This is a genomic window from Streptomyces sp. NPDC015127, from assembly GCF_043080095.1.
Classification (GTDB): Bacteria; Actinomycetota; Actinomycetes; order Streptomycetales; family Streptomycetaceae; genus Streptomyces.
The window spans coordinates 1-7,582 of record NZ_JBIBVE010000062.1; the positions used below are offsets into that span (position 1 = coordinate 1).

Consider the following 7,582-nt stretch of genomic DNA (forward strand, 5'->3'; position numbering starts at 1 on the left):
GCCTCGGCATCGTCACCGCCCTCGCCCCCACCCACGGCACCCACACCCACACCACCGGCCACACCACCCACTGGGCACGCCTCACCACCACATAACACCCACCCATCACCTGCAGCCAAGGAATCGGACCAAGTGACGGGAGACTGCGGCTGCTCAAGACCAAGTTGGTCAACGGCGACAATTGTGCCCGATGCCACACCAGAGAGCGCGTCGTATCGCTAATCCGCCCGGACCCCCTTCTGCTCGCCTCACCACACCGAGTACTCCCCTGACGTGTGGCTGGCCACCCACAAATCCTCCCCGACTGCAAATGTTCGTCAGGCCATGCTGGGTGGAAAGCTCGGGGGAGTGTCAACTTAACGGATGATCTGTGGTGTTGTGGGTTACTTGGCGGCCGGGATGAGACGGCCTTCGAAGGCGATCTGAAAGGCGTTCAGCGGCGCCTTCCAGCGTATGGTCCAGCGACGTCGCCCCTTGCCGGTGGGATCCAGCGACATCAGCGCTAGGTAGACGCACTTGAGTGCCGCGGACTCGTTCGGGAAGTGCCCACGGGCCCGGACCGCCTTGCGGATGCGGGGGTTGACGGACTCGATCGCGTTCGTCGAGCAGATCACCTTGGGAATCTCGACGTCGAAGGCAGGAAGGGCACGAACTCCGCCCATGCGTCGGACCACAGTTTGACCGCCGCCGGATACTTCTTGCCCCAGGTGTCACTGGACTCCAGGCAGAGTTCGGTCGCGGCGGCCTCCGAAGGAGCGGTATAGACGGGCTTGAGGTCCTTGGCGACCTTGTCCCAGTCCTGTCGCGCCAGATGGCGAAAGCTGTTGCGGATGAGGTGGATGTTGCGCGTCTGGACGATCGTGCGGGGCACACGGTCTCGACCTCATCCGGAAGGCCCTTCAGCCCGTCGCAGACGAGCATCAGGACGTCTTCAACGCCGCGGTTGCGGATCTCGGTGAAGACCTGAAGCCAGTGCTTGGCGCCCTCGCCGCCGTCGCCCACCCAGATGCCCCAGGATGTCGCGGGTGCCCTCGACAGTGACCGCGAGGGCGATGTAGACCGGCCGGTCGGCGACCTGACCGTCCCTGGCCTTCACGTTGATGGCGTCGACGAAGACGACCGAGTAGACGCGGTCGAGCGGACGGGACTGCCATTCGGCCATACCGTCCATCACCGAGTCGGTGATGGTGGAGATCGTCTGCTTCGACCCCGAGGCGCCGTAGACCTCGGCGAGGTGCGCGGAGATCTCGCCGTGCGTGAGCCCCTTCGCGGACAGTGAGAGCACCATCTCGTCGACGCCGGTCAGCCGGCGTTGCCGCTTCCTGACGAGCTGCGGCTCGAAGCTGCGGTCGGTGTCGCGGGGCAGGGCTATCTCCAGCAGCCCCACGTCAGTCAGCACGGTCTTGGACCGCTTCCCGTTGCGGGAGTTGCCGCCGTTCTTCCCGGCCCCATCATGTTTCTCATAGCCGAGGTGATCAGTGATCTCATCCTCCAGGGCGGACTCCAGCACCCGCTTCGTCAGCTGCTGCAGCAGCCCGCCCTCACCGGGCAGCTGCAGCCCCTCCGCCCGGGCCCGCTCGACCAGCATCCCGACCAGCTGGTCATCCACGGCACACGCTTCGGCAGCCGCCTCCGGCTCCGACGATGCCTTGGTCTCCAACTTGCGTACAACCTCAGTCATTCGGTGTCACTCCAAGATCCAGTTACACCGTTTGTTGTACACACCCAAGCTCGACGCTTGATCTTCGGCTAATCAGTGGGAGGAGGTTCTTGTACCAAATCAGAGACGTTGGTGCGCGGCGGGAGAGATTCTCACAAGCCGGGGTGCGAAACGTGCCGCAGTGGGGATTTTGATGGGCAGTTTCAATTCGCCCGATCGCCACCGCAGGTGGCTCGATGATGCCGACAGCTGTTGGCTGGTGACCATGCGTTTCAGCCCGTGGCTGACGAAGCGGCGGCCATTGCGGGGTGCCCCGAACTTCTCAGCGAGGGAGATCCGAACACCGACCACGGAAAAGTGCAGTACCACACCTTGACCGATGTCTTCCAGCTCGCGCCGCCCAGCGTCGTCTGAAAGCACCCTAGTGAGGACGATTACACGATTGGACTCGCCGGGCTTCCTAACAGATGCCGCTTGCGTCTCGACGCTAGGTGAACGAGCCAGTTGCGGTGCTGCACGGTCTGTCTCAGGGCTGATGGCCACAGCCGGGGCAGCGGCCATCAGCGGTTCATGCGAAGGTATAGCCAGGCCGGCCGGGCAGTCGGGAGAATCGCACAAAAGGGGAAATGCTAACATGCCCTTTCGCTGCTCACTGTCTACCCAGCAGGCGAGAAGTTACAGCAAAGGACCTTTATGCAGGAGGAGGTCAGTCGTGAACGCAGGAGCGTTGGTAATCTTCGGCTTAGCGTTTTCCATGATCCAGTTGTAGGCGGAGCTGGCGGTCGGGTTCGTCTTAAGTCGCAGAGCAGCTACGCCGCTTACGAATGCGGTCGCCATTGAGGTGCCCGAATCGGTGGCTGTCTGGCTACCGATATAGGTCGACCTGATGGCATGCCCCGGGGCATAGAGGGCCGTGCAGAGTCCAGTGGCGCTCGTCACACCGTCAAGGTTAACCATTCGCTTATCGGTCTTGTCTGAGGCGGCTACATTCATGACCCCGACCGCACTTGCCGGGGAAACGCTGCAAGAGTCCTCGCCGTTATTTCCGGCACCAGCGGCCACAAAGTATCCGGCATTGACGAGATCGGTCGCCTTCTGATTTAGGAAGAGGTTGAAGGCACCCGCCATGGAGATGTTGACGACTGCTGGCTTCTTGCCATTGAGCAGAATCCAGTCGAGTCCAGCCATTACATTCGCTGCTGACGTTCCAGCGGAGCATGCAGGGGTTACCTTGATCCCATGCAGCCTGACAGACTTAGCAACTCCATGGGTGGAAGATCCGATGATTCCAGCTACATGTGTACCATGCCCATGGCAGTCAGTACCCGCTGGCGTTCCGTTAATATCGAAATCGTTAGAGGTTCTAAAGAGCCCGAATTGTGGGTGAGAGGATTGAATTCCGCTATCCACGACATAGGCGTGGATGCCTGAGGCTGTGCTGGTGTACTGGTAGGTCTGATTAAGGGGTAGAGAAACCTGATCGATCCGATCCAGACCCCATAGTCCAGCGTCTACCGTTGATTGGGTTGCAGTAGCGTTGACAACGCTGTTCTCGACGATGGAATCAATAAGATCCCCTCGGCTTTGCGCGCTACTCAGGGTCTTCCCGGCGGCCGTCGCAGAGAATCCCCGAGCCGATCCCCCGCGGTATACATGCTTTGGCTGAATGCCTAAGCGGGAAGCGACCTGGCGGGGATCCAGTCCCTCCTTCGTCTTGAAGATGTACTCATTGGCAATCTTCTCCCCCGCGACTTGCGTAATAGGAACCGGTTTCTCCTGGGCGGCAGACGCACCTGCGGTTGCAGGTGTGATGCTTACCGAAAGAATTGCGCCTGCTATAGGGGCTGCAAGTAGGTACTTGATATTCAAGATCATTCCATTTCATTTTTGAGAGCACAAGGAACGGTATGCGCATTGCCAGAAATGGCTCTTAAGTACGAAGAATAACTGTTACTCTTGTCGTGTAACGGTTACTCCTGGTCGCGCCGACTGCGCCGAGTTGGGTTGGAGTCTGTGCCCCCTTTCCTTTAGGATGCGAGACTGGCATTTTGGACTCACGAGTAATGGATACTCAATGAGGTTCTCTGCTAGTGGGACGGCTTTAGAATCCATAGCCGCTCACAGTCGGCGACGATGCGGTGGATGCGGACGGTGGTGAAGTCCATGTTCCAGCCAGGCAGGACCGGCGGAGTACCAGAACAGCTTCCCGGCTGGGCCGCTCATGGTCTGAATGTCAGCTCATGTCGCCTTGAATTCAGTATGAAGGTCAGGACTGCGGCAAGATTCGGCCTACGGGCACAGCATGACAACCTTCCGGCTGAGCGCTGGCAGAAGATAAGTCTGTCTTCCCTTGTGCCGGCGGCGGCGGCGTGCTTATGCAGAAGTTCCTTCCCCCTGTCCAACCCTGGTGATCATTGCGCTGCCCTGCCCCGGGACGTTGAGTACCGTCAATGTCGTAGCGCAGCGACGCGAGGCCTGCAGATCGTGGGCCGCCAGGCGGATGGCTCGGTCTTCTGAAGCGCGATTGGTGCTGGCGCTGTCACTGCGAAAAGCCAGGGCAACCAGGCCGCCTGGATACGCCAGTTCCATGAATACAGCGGACGCCTGGTGCCGTCGCGCGCCTTCTACCAGTTCGGACACGATCAGCAGCACAGTCTCAATGACCGAAGGTCCTACCCGCCAGATCTTCAGCTGCCGGTGCACCGCCTCACGGGCCGCCGCCGCGGCGGCTGAAACGAGCAGCACACGCCAGGTAAGCGCCGCCCCGAGTACCCCGCCCATAGGCGGGAGTGCCCACACAACATCAGTAGTGCGGCTCCCAGAAGGAACGCGGCCATGGACGGTCATCAGATGCTCCCAGGGGTCTATGGAAGCGGACGCCTCTATACAAGGACCAGCGTCCGCTGCTGGCCTGAGTAGCCAGTACTCGACCTCATCTGCTGCAAAGCCCAGTAGGGCCGTGCCGTACTCGGTGAGGCCCCACCCCTGGCCGGCGAGACGGTGCTGCGCGTCGTGGAGGGAGCCCTGGTTAGTGTGAGTTGACCCTGACCGAGTAAAGAAATCCTCATCATCGCAGTAGTCAGAAGGAAAATCTTCCAGAAGAATATGAAGCTGGGGCCGTCGAGTGGACCGTTTCACTTAGTGGAGGAATTGTTGTGACCTTGCCGCTGTGACGACATCAATCCTGGATTGAATTCGGAAGCTGAGTACGTTATCGCATGGCCCCCGGCGTTTGGGCCGCAGTCCGTGATACCGCTCTTCCGTCTGTGAAGGTCACGATTGACGACGCCTGGGTCTCCGCGTCGCCGGCCCGGACACCGAAGCCGCCGCCCGCGTCAGCACCACGGCCGCCGCCTGGCAGCGCCGCCGCTCGCGTGCCGTGGCCCGCCTCGCGGCCGCTCTCCAACTGCGGTGCGCGGCATGACCCCGACTTCCTCTCAGGCCATCGTCCGCACGCTGGCACGACAGGAGCTCCGCATGCCCCAGACCACCAAGGCACCCCTGGACGCCAGCGAGGAGCGAGTGACCTGCGCAACGTCTGCTCATCCAGCTGGGTGCTGCCCTGGTCTCCTAGCCCTTCGACGCCCGCACCCACGACCGGCTGCGGGTCTTCCTCGCCGATGACGCCGACGAGGTCCTCGCAGCCCTGGAGGCGCTGCGGCAGCCACCGGAGGCCGAGCTACGCCGCCGCGTCGCCGAGCTGGCCGGCCACACCCTGTTTTCCGGCGGTGGTGCAGCAGCCTCATGAAGAAGGCGGCATGGACGTCTTGTCCCCGAAGGGCGCTGCCGCAGAGGGCGAGGAAGTCGAGCCGCAGGACCAGGACTTCGACGAGACGTCGCAGGATGTGGCCGGCTGGTCGACCGGCGCCCAGGCGAACATGTCGGCCGCGATCCGCTGGACGGCCTGGGGCTGCTCATCCTCGGCCCGCTGCTCGGCGCCGGCCGAAGCCGGACCATCGCAGAGGAAGCCCGCACCGGCCGCGCCGCCCACCATCGGGGCGCAGGGCGCGGCCGGCTTCGCCCAGCTCTTTGTCGCCGCCTATCTCGAGCGGGGGAGGGCGACCAGGCCAAGCTCGCCGCTTTCCAGGTGCCGGTCGCCACCGCCCTCACGGCCGTCGGGGCGAGCGGCTACACCGCGCTGGCGATGCCGGCGGAAGCAGCCGCCCCGGCACGGATCGAGGCCCCGGCGCTTGTGTACGGGCCGATGCGGCCGGCCCTCCCGTCGGACACACGCATGCAGGCCGTCACCGAGTTCCTGACCGCCTACTCACCGGCGTCGGCGGGCTCGACCGCTACCTCGCCCCCGGCACGAAGCTCACCGCCATCGCCCCCGCGCCCTACACCGGTATCGCCGTCGACAGCCTCGCCATCGAGGGCGAGCAGGGAGCCAAGCCGGTCACCGGCGTGACCGGCGACGGCACTCAGCTCCGGCTCCTTGCGTCGCTGCGCGCCAACACCGGCCACGACGAGGTCCGTAGGCCGCTCACTTACGCGCTGACCCTCAAGGCCCCGCGCCGGCCGCTGGGAGATCGCCGGCCAGGTACGGCGCCCCGGCCCGCGCCGTACCTCCGGCGACCGCCGCACCCAGCACCGGACCAGCGCCCACAACCAGGCCAGTTCGACCGCCACATCCAGCGCCGCTGGCCTGCGGCGTGAGCGTGATCGTCCTGCTGGTGGCGATCGCCGGGCACGTCGTCGGCCTCGGTCGCAGCGAAGACGAAGCGGCCCAGGTGAAAGCCGCTCCTGCCGGAAGCGGCAACGTGCAGGTATCCGCTTGCCCTCACCACGGGAACAACTGCCTCACGCGAAGGTGATCGTGGCGACCGGCGCTCAGATGCGGATTCCGGCCCGCGGCCAGGTCATCGCGCTCGCCACCGCCCTGCAGGAGTCGGGCCTTAGGAACCTGAACGGCGGCGACCGAGACAGCCTCGGCCTGTTCCAGCAGCGCCCCTCCCAGGGATGGGGCGCCCACGAGCAGATCATGGACCTGGTGTACGCGGCGACGAAGTTCTACAAGGCCCTCAAGTCACTCAAGGACTGGCAGAACCTGCCGCTCTCTGTCGCCGCCCAGAAGGTGCAGAAGTCCGGATTCCCGACGCCTATGCCAAGCACGAACCGCTCGCCATCGCCCTTCAGCAGGCCATCGCGCCAAACCTCGGCACCCCGGCCGCCGTCCCCGCCCAGGCCGCGGCGTTCCCTCACAGTGTCGGGGGCCGACTGCATCACCCAGGCGGGCACCGACTACGGCGACATCCCCCGCTGGCACACTGCTCGACGGCTACCAGATTCCCGCAGGCGCGCCCATGCCGGTATGCAACGCGATCCGCTGGGCCCTCGGCCGACTCGGCACCCCCTACCAGTGGGGCGGCACGTGCACAACCCCCATGGTGCCAACCCCCGCGACCGTTGCGACTGCTCCCTCACACAGCGCGCCTACGGCGTCGCCGGTATCGAGATCTCCCGCACCACATACACGCAGATCAACGACGGACGCGCCGTACCTATTACCGTTCTGCAGCCCGGCGACCTGGTCTTCACCGAAGGCAACGCCGCATGGCCCGAACACGTCTCCATGGCCATCGGCGACGGTCTTGTTGTACACGCGCCCCGCCGGGCGCGTAGATGAGGTGACGACACTGGATCACCTTGGCGAGATCTTGGTGGCCCGAACGCTCATCCCGTAGCTGCCCCCTGGGCAGAGCCAGCAGATGAGCGTAGGGGGCGTATCGGACTGATTGGTAGTCAGGCACTAGTCTTCTGAGTCAGGAATTCTGTTCAGATATGAGGCGAGGCGTTCGAGGATCTCGTCGGCGGTTTTCGTCAGACGTAGGGCTTCGGGTCGGTGTTCCAGGCCGTGATCCAGTTGCGGATGTCCTTCTCGAGGGCCTGGACGGATCTGTGGACGCCTCGTCGTATCTGCTT

5 protein-coding genes and 2 pseudogenes are annotated in these 7,582 nt (G+C 63.7%); 2 read left to right on the forward strand and 5 right to left on the reverse strand.

Annotated elements, in window-relative coordinates:
* Positions 1–383: 383 nt before the first annotated feature.
* A pseudogene (locus ACF08N_RS37490) lies at positions 384–1,002 on the reverse strand (transposase).
* A complete protein-coding gene (locus ACF08N_RS37495) occupies positions 932–1,681 on the reverse strand; it encodes a transposase (RefSeq protein WP_392329188.1) in 750 nt (249 codons plus the stop codon). The pseudogene ACF08N_RS37490 and the gene ACF08N_RS37495 overlap by 71 nt, the downstream one beginning before the upstream one ends.
* 258 nt (positions 1,682–1,939) lie before the next feature.
* On the opposite strand from ACF08N_RS37495, the gene ACF08N_RS37500 reads away from it, so the two are divergent.
* Complete coding sequence (locus ACF08N_RS37500; RefSeq protein WP_392329189.1) at positions 1,940–2,074, forward strand: hypothetical protein; 135 nt, start codon at positions 1,940–1,942, stop codon at positions 2,072–2,074.
* Between the two features lie 261 nt (positions 2,075–2,335).
* On the opposite strand, the gene ACF08N_RS37505 is transcribed toward ACF08N_RS37500, so the two are convergent.
* Entirely contained in the window at positions 2,336–3,529 is a 1,194-nt protein-coding gene (locus ACF08N_RS37505) for a S8 family peptidase (protein WP_392329190.1), read from the reverse strand.
* A 504-nt stretch (positions 3,530–4,033) separates the two neighbouring features.
* The gene (locus tag ACF08N_RS37510; RefSeq protein WP_392329191.1) at positions 4,034–4,441 is read right to left on the reverse strand and encodes a hypothetical protein; all 408 of its coding nucleotides are present in this window, start codon (positions 4,439–4,441) and stop codon (positions 4,034–4,036) included.
* 2,035 nt (positions 4,442–6,476) lie between these two features.
* Here ACF08N_RS37510 and ACF08N_RS37515 point away from each other — a divergent pair.
* Positions 6,477–7,286: a C40 family peptidase gene (locus ACF08N_RS37515; RefSeq protein ID WP_392329192.1), complete on the forward strand. Its 810-nt coding sequence runs from the start codon at positions 6,477–6,479 to the stop codon at positions 7,284–7,286.
* Positions 7,287–7,409: 123 nt separating this feature from the next.
* Here ACF08N_RS37515 and ACF08N_RS37520 read toward each other — a convergent pair.
* A pseudogene (locus ACF08N_RS37520) lies at positions 7,410–7,582 on the reverse strand (IS630 family transposase); the annotation flags it as partial.

Coding starts and splice junctions, on each gene's coding strand:
- ACF08N_RS37495 (WP_392329188.1), bottom strand. CDS start 1,681: ATGACTGAGGTTGTACGCAAGTTGGAGACCAAGGCATCGTCGGAGCCG.
- ACF08N_RS37510 (WP_392329191.1), bottom strand. CDS start 4,441: ATGGGCGGGGTACTCGGGGCGGCGCTTACCTGGCGTGTGCTGCTCGTT.